The 16,980-nt window shown below is 66.9% G+C and carries 19 protein-coding genes; 12 read left to right on the forward strand and 7 right to left on the reverse strand.

Features of this window, described 5'->3' with window-relative positions:
• Positions 1-38 precede the first annotated feature (38 nt).
• The 3 genes from ACWF99_RS01075 to ACWF99_RS01085 all read left to right on the forward strand — a co-directional run bounded on the left by ACWF99_RS01075 (position 39) and on the right by ACWF99_RS01085 (position 1,395).
• A complete protein-coding gene (locus ACWF99_RS01075; protein WP_452533879.1) occupies positions 39-488 on the forward strand; it encodes a TetR/AcrR family transcriptional regulator in 450 nt (149 codons plus the stop codon).
• 226 nt (positions 489-714) lie between these two features.
• Positions 715-933: a hypothetical protein gene (locus ACWF99_RS01080; protein WP_452533881.1), complete on the forward strand. Its 219-nt coding sequence runs from the start codon at positions 715-717 to the stop codon at positions 931-933.
• An 81-nt stretch (positions 934-1,014) separates the two neighbouring features.
• Positions 1,015-1,395 carry a hypothetical protein gene (locus ACWF99_RS01085; protein WP_452533883.1) on the forward strand — a complete coding sequence of 127 codons (381 nt, stop codon included), beginning with the start codon at positions 1,015-1,017 and terminating at the stop codon, positions 1,393-1,395.
• 53 nt (positions 1,396-1,448) lie between these two features.
• On the opposite strand, the gene ACWF99_RS01090 is transcribed toward ACWF99_RS01085, so the two are convergent.
• Positions 1,449-2,207: an AraC family transcriptional regulator gene (locus ACWF99_RS01090; protein WP_452533885.1), complete on the reverse strand. Its 759-nt coding sequence runs from the start codon at positions 2,205-2,207 to the stop codon at positions 1,449-1,451.
• An 84-nt stretch (positions 2,208-2,291) separates the two neighbouring features.
• Here ACWF99_RS01090 and ACWF99_RS01095 point away from each other — a divergent pair, with 84 nt between their 5' ends.
• The 4 genes from ACWF99_RS01095 (at position 2,292) to ACWF99_RS01110 (ending at position 6,505) form a co-directional block, all read left to right on the forward strand.
• Positions 2,292-3,722 carry an MFS transporter gene (locus tag ACWF99_RS01095; protein ID WP_452533887.1) on the forward strand — a complete coding sequence of 477 codons (1,431 nt, stop codon included), beginning with the start codon at positions 2,292-2,294 and terminating at the stop codon, positions 3,720-3,722.
• A 54-nt stretch (positions 3,723-3,776) separates the two neighbouring features.
• Positions 3,777-4,664 carry a helix-turn-helix domain-containing protein gene (locus ACWF99_RS01100; protein WP_378628775.1) on the forward strand — a complete coding sequence of 296 codons (888 nt, stop codon included), beginning with the start codon at positions 3,777-3,779 and terminating at the stop codon, positions 4,662-4,664.
• A 168-nt stretch (positions 4,665-4,832) separates the two neighbouring features.
• The gene (locus tag ACWF99_RS01105) at positions 4,833-6,041 is read left to right on the forward strand and encodes a cytochrome P450 (protein WP_452533890.1); all 1,209 of its coding nucleotides are present in this window, start codon (positions 4,833-4,835) and stop codon (positions 6,039-6,041) included.
• Positions 6,042-6,115: 74 nt separating this feature from the next.
• Positions 6,116-6,505 carry a nuclear transport factor 2 family protein gene (locus ACWF99_RS01110; protein ID WP_452533892.1) on the forward strand — a complete coding sequence of 130 codons (390 nt, stop codon included), beginning with the start codon at positions 6,116-6,118 and terminating at the stop codon, positions 6,503-6,505.
• Between the two features lie 10 nt (positions 6,506-6,515).
• Here the strand turns inward: ACWF99_RS01110 and ACWF99_RS01115 are convergent, their stop codons facing one another.
• Positions 6,516-6,923: an SRPBCC family protein gene (locus ACWF99_RS01115; RefSeq protein ID WP_452533894.1), complete on the reverse strand. Its 408-nt coding sequence runs from the start codon at positions 6,921-6,923 to the stop codon at positions 6,516-6,518.
• A gap of 44 nt (positions 6,924-6,967) precedes the next feature.
• Positions 6,968-8,107: an epoxide hydrolase family protein gene (locus ACWF99_RS01120; RefSeq protein ID WP_452533895.1), complete on the reverse strand. Its 1,140-nt coding sequence runs from the start codon at positions 8,105-8,107 to the stop codon at positions 6,968-6,970.
• Between the two features lie 63 nt (positions 8,108-8,170).
• On the opposite strand from ACWF99_RS01120, the gene ACWF99_RS01125 reads away from it, so the two are divergent.
• Together ACWF99_RS01125 and ACWF99_RS01130 are read left to right on the forward strand one after the other, a co-directional pair.
• Entirely contained in the window at positions 8,171-9,163 is a 993-nt protein-coding gene (locus ACWF99_RS01125; protein ID WP_452533897.1) for a helix-turn-helix transcriptional regulator, read from the forward strand.
• Between the two features lie 60 nt (positions 9,164-9,223).
• Positions 9,224-10,483: an MFS transporter gene (locus ACWF99_RS01130; protein WP_452533899.1), complete on the forward strand. Its 1,260-nt coding sequence runs from the start codon at positions 9,224-9,226 to the stop codon at positions 10,481-10,483.
• Positions 10,484-10,500: 17 nt separating this feature from the next.
• Here the strand turns inward: ACWF99_RS01130 and ACWF99_RS01135 are convergent, their stop codons facing one another.
• Complete coding sequence (locus ACWF99_RS01135) at positions 10,501-11,724, reverse strand: AI-2E family transporter (RefSeq protein ID WP_452533901.1); 1,224 nt, start codon at positions 11,722-11,724, stop codon at positions 10,501-10,503.
• A 68-nt stretch (positions 11,725-11,792) separates the two neighbouring features.
• On the opposite strand from ACWF99_RS01135, the gene ACWF99_RS01140 reads away from it, so the two are divergent.
• Positions 11,793-12,161 carry a VOC family protein gene (locus tag ACWF99_RS01140; protein ID WP_378653000.1) on the forward strand — a complete coding sequence of 123 codons (369 nt, stop codon included), beginning with the start codon at positions 11,793-11,795 and terminating at the stop codon, positions 12,159-12,161.
• 77 nt (positions 12,162-12,238) lie between these two features.
• On the opposite strand, the gene ACWF99_RS01145 is transcribed toward ACWF99_RS01140, so the two are convergent.
• Entirely contained in the window at positions 12,239-14,074 is a 1,836-nt protein-coding gene (locus ACWF99_RS01145) for a glycoside hydrolase family 15 protein (protein ID WP_452533903.1), read from the reverse strand.
• Between the two features lie 245 nt (positions 14,075-14,319).
• On the opposite strand from ACWF99_RS01145, the gene ACWF99_RS01150 reads away from it, so the two are divergent.
• Positions 14,320-14,478, forward strand: coding sequence for a hypothetical protein (locus tag ACWF99_RS01150; protein WP_378628796.1), 159 nt, complete (start codon positions 14,320-14,322; stop codon positions 14,476-14,478).
• Here ACWF99_RS01150 and ACWF99_RS01155 read toward each other — a convergent pair.
• Positions 14,468-15,469 (reverse strand): AraC family transcriptional regulator, encoded by a 1,002-nt coding sequence (locus ACWF99_RS01155; RefSeq protein WP_378628798.1) that lies wholly within the window; start codon positions 15,467-15,469, stop codon positions 14,468-14,470. The genes ACWF99_RS01150 and ACWF99_RS01155 overlap by 11 nt on opposite strands.
• Before the next feature lie 258 nt (positions 15,470-15,727).
• Between ACWF99_RS01155 and ACWF99_RS01160 the strand changes: the two genes are divergently transcribed.
• The gene (locus tag ACWF99_RS01160) at positions 15,728-16,462 is read left to right on the forward strand and encodes an ATP-binding cassette domain-containing protein (protein ID WP_452533905.1); all 735 of its coding nucleotides are present in this window, start codon (positions 15,728-15,730) and stop codon (positions 16,460-16,462) included.
• 21 nt (positions 16,463-16,483) lie between these two features.
• Here the strand turns inward: ACWF99_RS01160 and ACWF99_RS01165 are convergent, their stop codons facing one another.
• Entirely contained in the window at positions 16,484-16,915 is a 432-nt protein-coding gene (locus ACWF99_RS01165) for a MarR family winged helix-turn-helix transcriptional regulator (protein WP_378628803.1), read from the reverse strand.
• Between the last annotated feature and the right edge of the window lie 65 nt (positions 16,916-16,980).

The raw sequence follows: 16,980 nt of genomic DNA on the forward strand, positions 1-16,980 counted from the left end.
CAGTTCCTGAAAGATTGCAGTGTGTGCAAAATGTGGACGTGACTCAGGAGCCGGTCAAACAGGTCGCAGTCGGTCTGTGTGAACAAAAGAAGCAACGGACCCTGCTCGATCTATGCCTCGCCGCGCGGCGGTTGGCGGTCGAGCACGGGCTGGACGCGACGAACGTCGACGACATCGCCAAGGCCGCGGGTGTCTCGCCGCGCACGTTCTTCAACTATTACGAGACCAAGCTGGACGCGGTGGTCGGCCCGATCGGTGAGATCGGGACGCCCGAAGCCCGGTGCGAATTCGTCGCAAGCGGTCCGACCGGTGTACTCATCGAAGACCTCACCTGGCTGCATGCCGCGGGCTTCCAGCCGGAAAGCGAAGTGCGCGAGGGTATCTCGCTGGCAACGAAGCTGGTGATGGCCGAGCCGAGAGTGCTCGCCGCCTTCATCGCCTCCGGCGCCCGGATGGAAGCCGCCATACCGCTGGCCATCTGCAGGTAGGTCGGGATGAAGCCGATCGCCGCGAACATCACCAGGCCGACGAGGAATCCGATCAGCGAGGTGAGCACGAAGGTGCGATTGCGGAACAGCCACAGCGGCAGCATCGGCTCCTCGGCCCGCGACTCGACGAACACGAAGGCTGACCGAGAACCTCACCGGCGCGTTCCAGGCGAACTGGCAGGAAGCGGCGGCGGCGAAAATCGATCCGAGCGCACTGATTCCCTCGGTGGTCAAGAACCTGCCGGACAACCTGCACGACGCGATCGTCAGCGCCTACGTCGACGCGCTGGTCCCCGGGTTCTGGTACCTGATCCCGGGTGCGGTGCTCGCGTTCGCGCTCGCGTTGTTCATCCCGCATCTGACACTGTCCGACGAAGCGGGAATGGTCGCGCGTGGTGAAGCGGTGATGGCCGAGACCGAGCCGGACCTGGTCAAGGAGAGCTGAGCGGGCCACCCGCCGATCTGGCCGACGTTGCGGCGAATGTTCAAGGCCCGCTGACGATTTCGTTAGTACGGACTTATCATCATGTCGGACACCGTGCGACGTCGCAGCGCCGATCAGAGGAGCGAGTCAGTGACTACCTATACCGAGCAGTGGTCAGAACTGTTCGGAATGACGCTCGACGACTGGCTGTGCACCGGGACCGTGAACGAGGTGCATCCGGACCTGAGCTGGGATCGGGTGCGCCGGCACGCGGTGGCGGAGATGAACAAGCGGCTGGCGGACAGCTGGAGCGCCGGCGTCGACGAGGCGGGGACGATCAGTAGCGCCTCGCTCGAGCTCTTCGACGAGGGGCACATGAAAGCGATCGCGACCGAGGTGCGGATCGCGACGATCGACAGCGTCGCCTGGATGTCGCAGCTCAGCGTCAGGCGTCAGGCGGACAGGTCTGCGGGAGCTCGCTGACGGGGCAGAGGCTGCCGATCACCTGTTGGTCGTGGGGTTTCCGGCTGTTCGGTTCAGCCGTCGAGGTATCGCCGCGGCGATGTGCCGACCGTTCGGCGAAAGGCCGCGAGAAACGCACTGGCCGTGGCGTATCCGACGGTGTGCGCGACGCGGAAGACGGGCTGGCCGTCGGCCAGCAGTGGCAGTGCCGCCTGGATTCTCGCGTGGGTGCGCCAGCGGTCGAAGCTCATCCCGGTGTCCTGCACGAACAATCGGGTGAGCGTGCGACGGCTCACGCCGATGGCCCGGGCGTGGGCTTCCAGGCTGCGCGGGTCGGCTGGGTTGTCCAGTAGGGCGTCGGCGACCGTGCGTACTCGTTCGTCGACGGGGTGGGGGACGTCGATCGGCGTCGCGGGCAACGGCTGCAACAGGTCGAGGACGACCGCCTCGGCGCGGAGCCGCTGATCATCGGCCAGTGTGCTCTGGGCGAGGTGCACGATCAAGTGGGCCAGCAGGCCGTCGACGCGGACCGCGGTGGGTTCGGGCCAGTCCAGCTCGCATCGGTCCGGTTCGAAATAGAGGCTGCACAGCACGGCGTCGCGGCTCGCACCGGTCCTGTGCGCGACGCCTGCTGGCAGCCACAGCGCGCGGGTCGGCGGCACGATCCAATGCGCTTGTCCCACAGCGACACCGAGCACGCCGCTACGTGTCCAGGCCAGCTGGTGCTGGGGGTGGTAGTGCTCGTGGGTCCACTGTCCGGCCGCGAGCGGGAAGCTGCCGACCACGATCGCGCCCACGCCCGGGGGAGCGGGTTCGAAGGCGGGTTCGGGCACACCTTCAGTCTATGTCCTCAATGCGCTATCAGTTGGCCTGGTGACGTCTAGCGGCCAACTGTCTTCGCTGCCTACCGTCGATGCATGACTTCGATCTCCACGGCGGAATCCGGCTCGGGCGCAGGTGTGGCTCGGCGCCGCGCGGTGCTGATCGTGCTCTGCCTGGTCCAGTTCATGTTGAATCTGGACGACAACGTGGTCAGTGTCGCGCTGCCTACCGTGCGCGACGACCTCGGTTTCACCACCGCGGGTCTCGCGTGGGTGGTGAACGGCTACATCCTCGCCTTCGGCGGGTTCCTGTTGCTGTTCGGCCGAGTGGCCGATCTCCTGGGTAGGCGCCGGGTGTTCCTCGGCGGCGTAGCCCTTTTCGGTGTGGCGAGCGTGTTGTGCGGGCTCGCGCAGGAACCGTGGCAGTTGGTGGCGGGGCGATTCGTCCAGGGCACAGGTGCGGCGATGGCGAGCCCGGCCGCGCTCGCGCTGCTCACCCTGCTCTATCCGGGTGCGGGCGAACGCGCCAAGGCGATCGGCATCTGGGGCGCGACGGCCGCGGTGGGCGCCACATCCGGGCTGGTGATCTCCGGGGCTCTGACAGGGTTCGCTTCGTGGCGGTGGGTTTTCCTGATCAATGTCCCCGTCGTTGTCGTGGCCTCGGTGCTGCTGCCACGATGGGTCGCGGAGAGCCGGAGTGGACCGCGTACGCGGGTCGATGTCGTGGGAGCGGCCCTCATCACCGGCGCGCCGGTGCTACTGGTCTACGGCTTGCTGCGTGCGTCCGAAACCGGTTGGGGCGAACTCGGTTCCACGATGGCGATGATCGCTGCGGTCCTGCTGGCGGTGGCGTTCGTGATCGTGGAGCAGCGCACCGAAGAACCGCTGGTTCCGTTGTCGTTCCTGGCTTTTCGGCCACGAGCGGTGGCCAATGGGGCGACCCTGCTGTTCTCCGCCGCCTTCTACGCGATGGCCTTCCTGTTGATGCTGCACCTCCAGACCGTTCTCGGCTATGAACCTTTCACGGCGGGTCTGGCGTATCTGCCTTTCGGGGCGGGGATCCTGATCGGGATGTGGCTGTCGTCGCGGGCGGTGAACGGGCTCGGTGAGCGTGCTGGACTGGTGACGGGTCTCCTGGTGAGCGCGGCGGGCCTGGTGCTGATGTCGGGCATCGACGGCCACGACAGCTACGCCTCGGGGGTGCTGCCCGCTCTGCTCGTCACCAGCATCGGCTGCGGGATGAGTCTGCCCGCATTGGCGGTCGCCGCGCTCGCCGGCACCACCGAGAACAATGCCGGAATCGGCTCCGCTGTCCTCAGCTCGGTCCAGCAACTGGGCGGCGCACTGGGTTTGGCGATCCTGGTGACGCTTGCCACGCGTCGCGGTGACTCCTCGGCCGACTCGATCGACGCTCGGCAGGCCGCGACCCAAGCGTTCTCCTATGCCCTCACGATCGCTGCCGCGCTGGTCGGGCTCGCTGCGGTGTTGATCGCGACGATGCTGCGCAATCACACTCGAGAAACCTAATAGTTGTATCGTGTGGTGCGAATAGGTACTCCAGGGCGGAGGGGAGGAGGCGCGGTGGGCGACAACGTGGAGCCTGTCGATGCGTCACCGCCCACGCAGCGTGTCGTTTCCGTGCTGGAACTTCTCGCCGACGCGGATGAGCCGCAGACCTCGGCGCAGATCGCCGATTGTCTCGCGCTGAGCCGGTCGACCGTCGGCAACGTGCTCTCGGCGCTGCGGGCGCGCGGGTGGGTCAATCGCCGCGGTGATCTGACCTACGAGTTGGGTCCCGCGTTCATGCGGACCGCCGAGCGGGAACGAAGCAAGCTCACCGAGGACTCGTCGTTGCACGCCGCCCTGCAGGGCTTGGCGGAGGACGTCGATTGTGGTGTCGCGCTGGTTGTTGTCGACGGCGCCGAGATCCTGTTCAGCGCTGTCGTCGAGAATCGTGGACGAATTCCCGCCGGAATCTCGGTCGGCACCAGATTGCCGCTCATCCCACCCGCCGCGGCGACGATCGTGGCCCATTCCTCCGACCTGCTCCGGCAACCATGGCTGGCGGCGGCCGAGCCGGAAGAGCGCGGGAAATTCGAGCAGCTCCTCGGCGACATCCACGTCGTCGGCGCCGCGGTCTGGGGGGTCGACTCCCGCAGCGTCGCCACCCTCGATGTCCTTGCCGACGTGGTCGACCATCTCGCACACGATCCGGTCAGTCGAACGCTGCGCGAACGGGTGCTCGCTCTGCTCGGGGAGATCAGCGGCACGGCTTATCGTCCTGCCGAACTCGACACCGATATGGCATTGCCGATCAGTTACGTGTCGGCACCCGTCTTCGGCTCCGACGGGGATGTGCTGGCGGAGCTGATCGTCGGCCCGATGCGGGCCGCGGTGACCAGGGCCGAACGCGACCGATACCTGGCTGCGGTGATCGCGGCGGCGAAAGTGATTCCCGGCCTGCGTTGACGCCGCCGAGGGTTGTCGCAACCCCCGTGATCGTCGTATGAGCGGGGAGCAGCGTGCTGATCGGTACGTCCGGCGATCTCAGGTCTTGCTAAGTGACACACGTTCCACTTATGGTCGTGGTATCGCTATCTGTATCGTTGGATACAAATATTTGCATCAGGAGGCCCTGTGTCAACGCCGACGCTGCTGGACCGGACCGACATCGAGGGTGTCGACTTCGCCTTCCAGGACGACCCCGACGTGCACGCCACACTCGCGAGGCTGCGGGCCGAGCGCGACTACGCCGTCGTCCCCTTCGCCGGCGTTCGTGCTGTCCTGCTGCTCACTCATGACCTGGTCAGTGCTGCCTTCAAAGACGAATCGACCTTTCCCGCCGCCGCGATCTACCGGATGACGACCGGACCGGTGCTGGGCAAGACCCTGCAGTGCATGGAGGGACAGGAGCACCGGATCGCGCGCGGTGTCGCGACACCGTCGTTTCGGCGCAACAGAGTCGCGGACTTCGTGCAGCCGCTGCTGGAACCGCTGGCACACGAGTTGATAGACCGGTTCCAGGGCAACGGTTCAGCCGATCTGGTCGCCGATTTCACCGCCAAATACCCGGTGCTGGTGATCAGCCGACTGCTCGGGCTCCCGGTCGAGGACGAGGCGACGGTGCACCGCTGGGCCCACGACCTGTTCTACTTCCCGCTCGATCCCGAGGCGGCCATGCGCGCCTCGCGGGAATTCACCGACTACGTCACGCCGATCCTCGAACAACGGCGGCGCGAGCCGGGCGACGACCTGATCTCGAGGCTGGTCACCGAGTCGGCCGAGGGTGAGTTCCTCGACGACGAGCAGATCCTGTCCTTTCTGCGGCTGCTGTTTCCGGCCGGCGCCGACACGACGATGCTCGCACTGGGGAATACGTTGTCCGCCTTGCTGACCCACCCCGATCAGCTCGCACTCCTACGGTCGGACCCGGAGGAATGGACGCAGTGGGCGATCTGGGAGGGCATGCGCTGGGAGCCGCCGGTCGGGCTGTTGCCGCGTGCGTGCCCGGAAGCGGTGGACTGGCACGGCATTTCGATTCCGGCGCTGACACCGATGATCTTCTCCATCAACGCCGCCCATCGCGATCCGTCGGTGTACGAGCGACCCGACGAGTTCGACATCACCCGCAAGAAGATGTCGATGCTGTCGTTCGGGCAGGGTGTGCACAGCTGCGCCGGGAACTGGCTGGCGATCGCCGAACTCGACACCGCGTTGCGTGTCCTGCTCGAGCGTTTGCCGGATCTGCGGTTGCAGCCCGGCGCCGAGGACGCGGCGAAGGTGACCAGTCAGGTCGGGGTGGCGCTGCGTGGACCGAACGCACTGCCCGTGCGGTGGCGTCGATGATCACAGGCGCTACCTCGGTGCCGGTCACCGGCTGACGATCTCCGATTTCGCCGATGGAAAAGGACTACATCACCATGACATTCAACGCCGAAGCGCACTCTCCCGATACTCTGATCACCGAATTCTGTGCGAAGTGGGGCCACGGTAACGCAGACGAGCTCGCCGAGTACTTCACCGACGACGCGACCTATCACAACATTCCACTCCAGCCGATCACCGGCAGGGAGGCGATCCGGGAATTTCTGCGTGGATTCCTCGACACATTCGGCGGCATCGACTTTCACGTCGGCCACCAGGTGTGTTCCGGCAACATCGTCCTCAACGAGCGCGTGGACACCTTTACCGTCAACGGGACGACGATCGATCTCCCCGTAGCCGGTGTATTCGAGGTCGTGGACGGCCGAATCCACGCGTGGCGCGACTATTTCGACATGGCGCCGATCACGGCCCTGCAGAATCAGTGAACGCGGGGTGCTAGCGACCGCTCTCCATCGTCTGCTTGAAGATGGTCAGGCCGTGGTCCATGGCTGCGCCCATCGGGGCGGCGAGGTCGTCGGGTTGCACGTCGTGGATCCAGACGAATCGGCTGTGGCCGTCACCGTGGGAAAAGACCTGCATCGACGCGTTGTCGTGGGCGGGGCGCATGGTGTCGCCGATGACGGAGTAGGCGATTCGGCGTGCTTGCTCGTCGAGGGCGATGAGGCGCTCGCGGACGACTGTTCCGTCGGCGAAAGTCGCGGTCCTGACCCCGGGCTCGACGAGTTGGCTGTCGGTGACGAAGCCCGGCGCCATCCGGACGGGGCCGTCGGTGAAGTCGCTGATGACCGCCCACACCTGTGCGGGGTCGGCGTCGATGAGGATCTCTTTGTGCACGGAGGCCATGCTCTGTGTCGCTTTCTGTCGTGGGTGTCTGTGAGGAGGCGTTGTCAACGGAAGTCGCGGAAGCCGGCGCGCAGGTCGTCGGTGATCAGGTCGGGTTCCTCCATGGCCGCGAAGTGGCCGCCGCGATCGAATTCGGTCCAGCGCACGATGGTGTGGTTGCGTTCGGCGATACGACGGACCGGGACACCGAGGTCGTTCGGCAACACGGCCACCGCGACCGGCACCTCGGTCGCGGGCTCCGGCCGGCCCCACGTCGCGGCGCCCTCGTAGTAATAGCGCGCCGAGGAACCAGCGGTGCCGTTGAGCCAATAGATCATGACGTTGGTCAGCATCGTGTCACGGTCGACGGCATCCTCGGGGACATCGGTCGAATCGGTCCAGTCCTTGAAGCGCTCGACGATCCAAGCCAGTTGCCCGACGGGGGAATCGGTGAGCGCGTAGGACAGTGTCTGCGGGCGGGTGGCCTGCAGCATCGCGTACGCGCCGAGTTCGTACTGGGCGCGCTGAGCCAACTGGAGGGCCCGCTTCTCGGCCGGGTTGTCGAGATCGGCCGTCTCGGGAGTGACGGTGGCCGAGGCGATCATGGTCACGTGCAACGCCACGAGGTGGTCGGGATCGATCACCGCCAGTTCGCGCGAGATGGCAGCACCGGTGTCCTCGCCGTGGGCGGCGTAGCGCTCGTAACCGAGTCGGCGCATCAGCTCGGCCCAGGCTCGCGCGGCCCGGCTGGTCGACCAGCCGATGGCGGGACCGGACAACCCGAAGCCAGGAATCGTCGGCACTACCACGTCGAACGCGTCCTCGGCCCGGCCGCCGTGCGCGACCGGATCGGTCAGCGGCCCGATCACGTCGAGGAACTCCACGATCGATCCGGGCCATCCGTGGGTGAGGATCAACGGCATCGCACCGGGTTCGGCCGACCGGACATGGAGGAAGTGCACAGCGTGACCGTCGATCTCGGTGCGGAACTGCGGGAACGCGTTGAGGCGCGCCTCCTGCGCTCGCCAGTCGTAGGTGGTGCGCCAGTACCGCACCAGTTCCTGGGTGTAGTCGAGCGGAATGCCCTGCGCCCAGCCGACTCCGGTCACACCGTCGGGCCAGCGGGTGTCGTCCAGACGTCGATGGAGATCGTCGAGCTGGGACTGCGGGACGTCGATGCGGAAGGGAGTGATTGCTTCGCTCATGAAAGCCACGCTACGAGACAGCTAGGACAGTTTCTGCCCTAGCAGTGGGGAAGAATGCGAACTGTGTTGGAAACCTCGGCTCGCCTCCTCGAACTCCTGTCGTTGCTGCAAACGCCCCGCGCGTGGACCGGTGCCGATCTGGCCGAACGCCTCGAGGTCGACGCTCGCACGGTCCGTCGCGACATCGACAAGCTGCGTACCCTCGGCTACCCGGTGCACGCGGTGGCCGGCACCGCCGGATACCGGTTGGGCGCGGGCACCAAGCTGCCACCGCTGCTGTTGAACGACGACGAAGCGGTCGCCGTTGTGCTCGGACTGCGCACGGCCGCGGGCGGATCGGTCACCGGCATCGAGGAGAGTTCGCTGCGAGCGCTGGCGAAACTGGAGCAGATTCTGCCGTCGCGGCTGCGACACCGGGTCTCGGCGTTGGACGCCGCGACCGTCACCGTGCCCGCCGGAACCGCGACAGTCGACCCCGAGGTACTGACCGCGATCGCCGCCGCGATCCGCGACCACGAACAGCTCCGGTTCGATTACCGCACCCACGACGGCACCGAGGTCCGGCGAACAGCCGAGCCCCATCGACTCGTGCACACAGGGCGGCGCTGGTACCTGGTCGGCTGGGACGTCGAGAAGCAGGACTGGCGCACCTACCGCGTCGACCGCCTCCGCCCGCGAATCCCCACCGGGCCACGCTTCACCCCACGCGAGGCGCCCGAAGTCGACCTGGGCGGTTGGGTATCGCGCGGTGTCAGCACCTCCGCCTACCGCTATCAGGCCCGCATCACGCTGGAGGTGTCGGCGGCCGTGGCGGCCGATCGCATCCCGCCGACTGTCGGGGTGATCGAAGCGATCGACGAAGGGCACTGCCTGCTGCGCACCGGCTCGAACTCGCTCGACGAAATAGCGGTCTACACCGCGCTTTTCGGCTTCGGATTCCACGTACACGAACCGCCCGAACTGATCGAACACCTGCGCGCGCTGGCCGACCGAGTCACCGCGGCCATCACACCACGCGACGACCGGCGGGGTTCCGGGCACAGCGCATCGGGCTGAGCGACGGTGTCGTCCGTTTTCCGCCGGATCCGAAGCGGCGCGATTCCTATCGTCGGTGCCATGGAAAGCGAACGGATTCCGGAGATTTCGACCACGGCGTTGCGCGCGCCCGTCGTGTGGTTCATGGCGCTGGCCGCCGCGCTGGCGACCGCGAGTGTGTATCTGCTGCAACCGGCCGTCGCCGAGGTCGCCGGATCGCTGGACACCTCCGCGGCGGCGATCGGCACCGCGTTGGCATGCGGCCCGATCGGCTATCTGGCGGGGTTGGTGTTGCTGGTGCCGCTGGTGGACCGGTTCGCACCCCGGACTGTGGTGGCGGCGCAGTTCGCGGCGCTGGCGCTGGCTTCGGTCGCCGGTGCGGCGGCCCGTTCGCCGTTGACCTTGGGGATCGTCATCGGTGTGGTCGGCGCGGGATCGGCTGTCGGAGCTCAGTTGAGTTCGGTGGCAGGGCGGTTCGCGGCGCCTCAACGGCAGGCCACGGTTCTGGGGATCGTCACCGCGGGCATTTCGGCCGGAATCCTCGCCGGGCGCATCGTCGGTGGCTGGTTTACCGAGGTGATCGGTTGGCGCGCAATGCTGCTGGTGTTCGTGGTGCCCTGTGTCGTGGTGGCGGCAGTGTCGTATGTGGTGCTGCCCGCGGTGCGTGGGCGGACAGCTGCCGGATATCTGGATACGGTGCGGGGGATGCCCGGGCTCTTCGCCCGCTTCGCCGCGTTGCGCTGGGCGGCAGCGCGAGGCGCGCTGTGGTTCTTCGCGTTCTGTGCGGTGTGGGCTGGGCTCGCGGTGGCGCTGTCGCAGCCGCCGTACTCGTATACCCCCGACCGGATCGGGCTGTATGCCTGCGCCGGGCTGGCCGGTGTCTTCGCCACCAGGATCGCCGGCAGCTGGACCGACCGAGTCGGCCACCGGAAGGTGATCCTGGTCGGGCTCGCGCTCGCTCTGAGCTCGGTCGTGGTCTTGTCCGTCGCGTTGTCGAACACCGTGGTGACGCTGATCTGCCTCGGCCTCTTCGACGCCGGACTGTTCGCCGCGCAAGTCGCCAATCAGAGTGCCGTGCTGGCCATCGACGCTTCAGCGCCTGCCCGTTTCAACAGCGCCTACATGTCCGTCTACTTCGTCGGGGGAAGTGTGGGCACCGCGTTCGGGGCCGCAGCGATCGGCTGGTTCGGCTGGCCTGCTCTGGTCGCTGCCGCCGCGACGGCGACGGCAGTGGCGGGCGTGGTTGCCCTGGCCGATCGGACGCGCACTGGTTCGGGTGCGTTGGAGGAAGGGGCCGGCGAGAACGACCGGGATCGGGCGGAGGTTTCGCGCGGCCGCTGAGGCGGATGCGCGCGGCGCTAGGTGCTCGGCTCGGGCGCTGCTCCGGAGTCGGATGTCGGCGAGGCCACCATGGCCTCGCCGGTGTCGGCCTCGGCGTCGTCGGGCTCGTCGGCGTCGTCGGTTCGCGCTCCGGTGGCGATGTCGATCTGCTCACCGATGTAGCGGATGATCACCGCGATCATCGCGACGACGGGCACGGCGAGGAAGGCCCCGGTGATGCCGTAGAGCGAGCCACCGGCGGTGACCGCGAGCAGCACGATGACGGCGTGGAGTTCCATGCTGCGGCTTTGCAGGACCGGTTGCAGCACATTGCCTTCCAGCTGCTGCACCGCGATGACGATGCCGAGCACGATCAATGCTGTGGTGAGCCCGTTGCCCACCAGCGCGACGAGGACGGCCAGCGCACCGGCGACGAACGCGCCGACCATCGGGATGAATCCGCCGATGAAGGTGATCACTGACAGCACCAACGCCAGCGGCACATCGAGGATGAACAGTGACGCGCCGATGAGGAGGGCGTCGACCATGCTGACGATCGCCTGGGTCCGGATGAAGCCACCCAGAGTCGCCCAGACCCGCTCCAGGACGGCTTCGACATGGCGCCCGCTGCGGTTGCCGAACACCTGATGCATCCAGGGCAGAAAACGCGGCCCGTCCTTCAGGAAGAAGAACACCAGCACCAACACCAAGAAGACGGTGATCAGGACCGATGTCGCGGTGGACACACCGGTGAACACGCCGTTGGCGATCTGCGCGCCGCTGGACTGGAGTCGTCCGACGATCGCCTCGACCGCGGAATCGAGTTGCTCGTCGCGGATGCGCAGCGGTGGTCCCTGGATCCAGTCACGTACCTGGTTGACCCCGTCGGTGGCCTTGTCCGCGAGCTGAGGTGCTTGATCGGCCACCGAGGGCACGATCAGCGCCACGACCCCGGCCAGCAGCGCGACGAACCCGAGCAGCGTGATCGACGCGGCGAGCGCCGGTGCCAGCTTGCGCCGGGTCAGCCAGCGGGTCAGTGGCCACAGGATCGTGGTCACCACGATCGCCAGTGCGACGGGCAGGAGCACCACCCACAGCCGGGCGGTGATCGTGCCGAGCACCCAGGCCCCCGCCGCGATCGCCACGACGCACAGCGACCATTTGGCCAGCCACAGGATCCCGCCACCGATCACATCTCCGCGATCACGCGAAGGCTTGTCGTTCGGTTGCGCCCTACTGGTCTTCTTCACCGGCCCGCTCACGTCGCTCAGTCTGGCACGCTCGCCGCGTCCACCGGAACTTGTCGGTGTCACGGCCTAGCGTTTCGTCCATGTCGGAAACCATCACAGTCGGCGGCATCACCATCGACAGCAACGATCCCGCCGAACTGGCCGAGTTCTGGAGCTCCGCACTCGGTTACACGGTCCTCGTCGACTCCGGGGACTACGTCATGATCACTCCGCCCGGCGTCGGCTTCGGGGAGGGGCGCTACCTCGCGTTCCAGCTGGTTCCCGAGACCAAGGTGACCAAGAACCGGGTGCACATCGATTTCCAGACCACGGCTCGCGCGGCCGAGGTCGCCCGGCTGACGGCGCTGGGGGCCACAGTCCACGGCGAACACTCGCTACCCGGTTTCGGCTGGACCGTGCTGCAGGACCCGCACGGCAACGAGTTCTGCGTCGTCGCCGCCGAGAGCTGAGCGAATTGGCATGCTGTGCACAATGGCATGAAGTGCGTCATGTGCTGTCTGGCGTGTTCGCATCGCGGGTGAGCGGATCAGTCCGACGCGGGCTCGGCCTCGGCGCGATCGAGTTCTTCGTCGAGCGCGATGGCGGCGGCGATCAGGGCCAGGTGGGTGAAGGCCTGGGGGAAGTTGCCCAGCTGCTCGCCCGATGGACCGATCTCCTCGGCGAACAGGCCGACATGGTTGGCGTAGGTGAGCATCTTCTCGAAGGCATAGCGGGCCTGTTGCAGCCGCCCGGTCCGGGCGAGGGCTTCGACGTAGAGAAAGCTGCACAGGTTGAAGGTGCCTTCGGTGCCGCGCAGGCCGTCCGGTGATGCCTCGGGGTCGTATCGGTAGACCAGGCTGTCGCTGACGAGCTCCTTGTCCATCGCGTCGAGGGTGCTCAGCCACATCGGGTCGGTGGGGGACAGGAATCGCATCCGGGGCATGAGCAGCAGCGAGGCGTCCAGTACGTCGGTGGCGAAGTGCTGCACGAACGCTCGGCGTTTCTGGCTCCAGCCGCGGTCGATGATCTGCCGGAAGACGGCGTCGCGTTCGGCGGTCCAGCGGACCACGTCGGCGGGCCTGGCGTGCGCGTTCGCCATGCGGATGCTGCGGTCGAAGGCCACCCAGGTCATCAGGCGGCTGTAGGTGAATTCCTGGCGGCCGCCGCGAGTTTCCCAGATGCCCTCGTCGGGGCGATCCCAGTTGTCGGCGAGCCAGTCGATGAGGCCGCTGAATGTCCGCCAACCGGCGATGGCGGCCATATCGGTCGCCTGCGCCAGCGCGTCGGCCGCCTCGCCGTAGATGTCGAGCTGGATCTGGTCAGCGGCGCCGTTGCCGACCCGCACCGGTGCCGAACCCTGGTATCCCTCCAGGTGGGGCAGCGTTATCTCGTCCAGGTGCGGGTCTCCGTCGACGCGGTACATGATCTGCAAGGGTTCGCCGGAGGCGGTGCCGCCCGCGTCGACCCGGTCGCGCAGCCAGCGACGGAAGGCGTAGGGCTCCTCGGTGAAGCCGAGGTCGCTCAGCGCCCGTACCGACAGCGAGGCATCCCGGATCCAGGTGTAGCGATAGTCCCAATTGCGTTCGCCGCCGATCTGTTCGGGCAACCCCATGGTGGCCGCGGCGATCGGCGCGCCGGTCGGGGCATAGGTGAGCAGTTTGAGGGTGATCGCGGAGCGATTGACGATGTCGCGCCAGCGCCCGCGGTAGGTGGACGAGCGCAACCAGGTCTGCCAGAAGCGACGGCACTGGTCGAACTCGTGGGCGATCGTTGCCCACATCGGTGCCGAGGAGAAATCCGCCCCGGCGGGGGCGGTGGTCAACACGACCGCCGCTCGCTCACCGGCGGACAAGGTGAATCGCGCGGTGATGTCGGCGCCGTCGGGGTGCAGCGCGATCGGGTCGGTGGATTGCAGATGCAGATCGGCGATGCCGGAACGGAAGACGGCGGTTCGCTCATCGATGCGGTCGAGGGTGTGGCTGGCGCGTGCGTAGTCGAACCGCGGGCGGCATGCGAGAGCGAACGTGAAGCTTCCGCGCACCACCCGCGCGACCCGTACCAATCGGTGCCGGTCGGCGGGTTCGGTACCGCGAATCGGCTCCATGAAGTCGGCGACCTCGCCCACGCCGTCGGGCCCGGAGAACCGCGTCAAGAGGATGGCGGTGTCGGGTAAGTACAGCTGCCGGATGGTCACCGGGTTGGTGGTGTCGACGGCGAGTGAGCAGTGTCCGCCCTTCTCGCTGTCGAGCAGGGACGCGAACACGCTCGGTGAATCGAATCGTGGCGCGCACCACCAGTCGATCGTTCCGGCGGCCGATACCAGAGCCGCTGTCTGCAGATCACCGACGATGCCGTGTTCGTCGATCGGCGGGTACGAGTTCACGAACGCTCCTCGCCTCGGACCGCCGTTCGTGCGGTCGGCGAGACTCAGCCAACCAGCGAAGAGCGGCGTCGGCCTCATCCGGAACGGGTGAATCCCGCGCCTCGGCGGTGAGGTTGGCGTGTTCGGCACGAGATTGGCGCGTTCTGTTCTTGTCGTGGCCGCGAGGTAATTCGACACTTACGTTCGAATGGTCGGTGAGTGAACGATGGGAGTGTGCGGTGACGAGGGAGAGTGCCACTGTCTACGTGATTTCCGCGCTGGAGTCGAAAGGAACAGCGACCCGCGATGATTTCGATGTCGCCGGCATCGTCGCCACGTTCCGTGACCTCATCGATGGGTGGGACTTCCGCTTGTTGGAGCGCGAAACGTTCTGGCAGATCGCCTCGACCTACCTCAGGACGTGACGTTGCGAACCGGACGCGAGCCCACCGACCAGCGTCGGGCAGCCCGGCGTAGCGACCCCGCATCGGAGTAGCCGAGCAGTTCGGCCTGCTTGGTGCCGCTGAGCGAGCCCCCGGACGTTGCTCGCGACAACCGTGCGCTGCGGGCCCGGTCCAGTTCGGCCCGCCAGGTCGTGCCCGATTCGCCCAGCCGTCGTTGCAGTGTGCGAGGGCTGATGTTGAGGATCTGGGCGACACTGTCGAGGGAGACCGTTCCGGCCTCGATAGCTTCGTCCAAGGCGTCGGCGACTCGGGCGGGCCAGGCCGAGGCAAGGGTCGGCGGCGGTGGCAAGGCGGCGGCCAGCGGTTCCAGGACCGCGGCCAGGACAGGGTCCGCGGTGGTCAGGGGAAGGTCCAGGTCCGCGGAGCGGAAGGTCATCGAGTCGGCCGGGGCGTCGAATTCCAGCGTGGCGGAGCCGAACACGGCTCGAAAGCCGTCGACGTGCGCGGGAGCGGCTTGGCGCAGCGAGACGCGCACCGGGTTCAACGGATCCTCGACCACCCGGCGCGCGCGGCTCAGAACGGCCGACAAACCCCACAGCTGGGTGTGGTCCCTGCCGCGACCTTCGCCATCGAGCATCTCGAGGTACAGGGTGGACTCGTCCTCGGTTTCGGTGACCAGGTCGAATCGGTGATTGGTGGTGACCGCGGTGATGTAGGGACCGCACGTCGCCAGCCCGGCGCCCAGCGTCGGCGCGGACGCGAACAGATAGTCGTAGAGCCCGAGGCTGGACAGCTCGTAGCGCCGGGCCACTTGGAGGGCGACGTCGGGACCGAGGCGATGTTCACCGACCTCCCACAGCCGGGAGAACGTCGCACTGGGTAGATGCACGTCGTGGCCGGTCATCGACCAATCCGGCACCCCGGTGTCCCGGATGAGCTGCGCCCGATCGAGCCCGGCCGCGCCGAGCTGGGAAATGACGAAACGGTGCAGCAAGCTCTGGTCGGTAGCCATGACGTCTCCTCGTGGCAGCATGCCGATCTGCGAACGTCTACCTCAGCCGCGGGCGTCGACCGATAGGGAGAGTCTGCCGGCGAACGTCTCGGCGCTTCGCGATCGGCACCTCGTGTTTGATCCGGTTCTACCAGTTCCGCGCAGGTCGCGAAAGCAATCGCGATTCTGGTCGGCAATCATGCCAGCGGTCGTGCGATGAGCTCCGACCGCCTCCGGCGAACGGTGGATGCTCGATACTCGAGCGTGCCATGGTGAGTTATGACCGTGGAACTGCGCCGCCTGACCGTCCGTGTCGACACCGCGCGATGGAGCGAAACCGTGCTCACGGAGGTCGATCTGGTGGTGCCTGCTGGTCAGATCACCGCTGTGCTCGGTGGCCCCGGCGCCGGAAAGTCCATGGCCGCTTCGGCTCTCGCGGGACGATTGCCCGCCACCGCGCAGTCCAAGGGCCAGGTCTTGGTCGACGGTGTGGCTGTCGACGATCAGCGATGGACGGCCTTGCGTGAGGGCGTCGTCGGCTATGTGCCGCAAGAAGGTGTGACGGCATTCGACTCCGACAAGACAGTGAGCGCCCAATTGCGGACGTTGGAGCGCCGCCATCGAGCGTGGAGTGTCGAGCGAGCATGCGCCGCGGCACAGTATCCGGCCGAGGCCTCGGACCTTCTCCCACATCAGCATTCGGGAGGTCAGATCCAGCGTGCCGCGCTCGCCGCCGCGCTGCTGCCGGCTCCGCGCGTGCTCATCGCGGACGGACCGACCAATTCCCTCGACAGGGCGACGGCGTACGGCGTGTGGAGATCATTGCGCGATTACGCCGACTCCGGTGCGGCGGTACTCGTGGTCAGCAACGAGGTGCAGATGCTGACTCACGGCGGCGTCGCCGACCGGATGGTGATCCTGCACGCGGGCCGGGTGCTCGCCGCGGGAACGACCGCGGAGCTCGGGAAGTCGACCGACACGTTCGTGCGGACCCTGCTCGGGTCGTCCTTCTGACGCCGGGCCCCGGTCGGCAGCTCAGTCGGTGCCGGTCACGAAAACGCGCTCCAGCAGGGCGAACAGGCAATCTCGATCTCGGTCGCTGAGCTTTTTCAGGCCGTCTTGCGTCGACTGCATCTTCGCGCGGATCGTATCGGTGACACGCACGCCCTCGGCCGTGATGACCAGGTGGGTGACGCGCCGGTCGGACGCGCTGGCTTCGCGGCGCACGAGGTCGCGCTTCTCCAGCCGGTTGATGATCCCGGTGACATTGGACGCGTCGCAGGACAAGGTCTCGGCCAGGGCACGCATAGCGACAGGCCCTCGGCGCAGCACCGTCAGCGTTTTGCCCTGACTCGCCGTGAGGTTCTCGCTCGCTGCCGCCGCGGTGAAGTCTCCGTAATAGACACCGAGCGCCACCGAGAGCAGCTCCATGAGCTGGGCCGTATCGACGCGCGCAGCTTCTTCCATGGGAGTCAGCTTATCCGCAGAAACTTGACTATCTCAAATATCTGCCTCTAGCGTGTGGGCATTGC

This window comes from Nocardia sp. NPDC055002 (genome assembly GCF_053608825.1).